Source organism: Burkholderia sp. KCJ3K979 (assembly GCF_016759955.1).
Taxonomy (GTDB): Bacteria; Pseudomonadota; Gammaproteobacteria; order Burkholderiales; family Burkholderiaceae; genus Burkholderia; species Burkholderia orbicola.
The window spans coordinates 1-405 of sequence record NZ_JACFYV010000482.1 but is presented as its reverse complement, the minus strand read 5'-3'; the positions used below and the strand labels follow the sequence as shown (position 1 = coordinate 405).

The 405-nt window shown below is 70.6% G+C and carries 1 protein-coding gene and 1 pseudogene; one reads left to right on the top strand and one right to left on the bottom strand.

Features of this window, described 5'->3' with window-relative positions:
• Positions 1-233: helix-turn-helix domain-containing protein (locus tag H3O04_RS35740; RefSeq protein ID WP_202589555.1), on the bottom strand; the 233-nt coding region annotated here is incomplete at its 3' end.
• Positions 234-290: 57 nt separating this feature from the next.
• On the opposite strand from H3O04_RS35740, the pseudogene H3O04_RS36750 reads away from it, so the two are divergent.
• A pseudogene (locus H3O04_RS36750) lies at positions 291-405 on the top strand (DMT family transporter); the annotation flags it as partial.

Below are 405 nucleotides of genomic sequence, written 5' to 3'. Positions count from 1 at the left end.
AGCCAGTTTTCCACGGCGGCCACCCGTCGGCTGATCGCGCCGTGCGTGACGCCGGAGACGTCGGCAGCGGCGAGAAACGAACCCTCGCGCGCCACCGTGCAGACCGTCTCCAGGCTCGCGAGCGGCGGCCGCGGGCCCGGCATCGGCGCGGCGACCGACAGCCCGCCGGCGACCCGACGCGCACGCGCCGGACCGTCGGCACGCCGCGCGTCCGAGCTGTGAGCCATATTCATATCCGGATGTTGATCTGTGCGCTAGCTTAGCATCTCGCCACGCCGCACCATTGCCGCATGAATACTCTTTCGTCATCGACGTCGCGCGGCGCGCGACAGCCGCTCGTCGCGGCAGCCGCGGTGGCGTTCACGATCGTCTCGTGGGCGTCCGCCTTCCCGTTCATCCGGATCG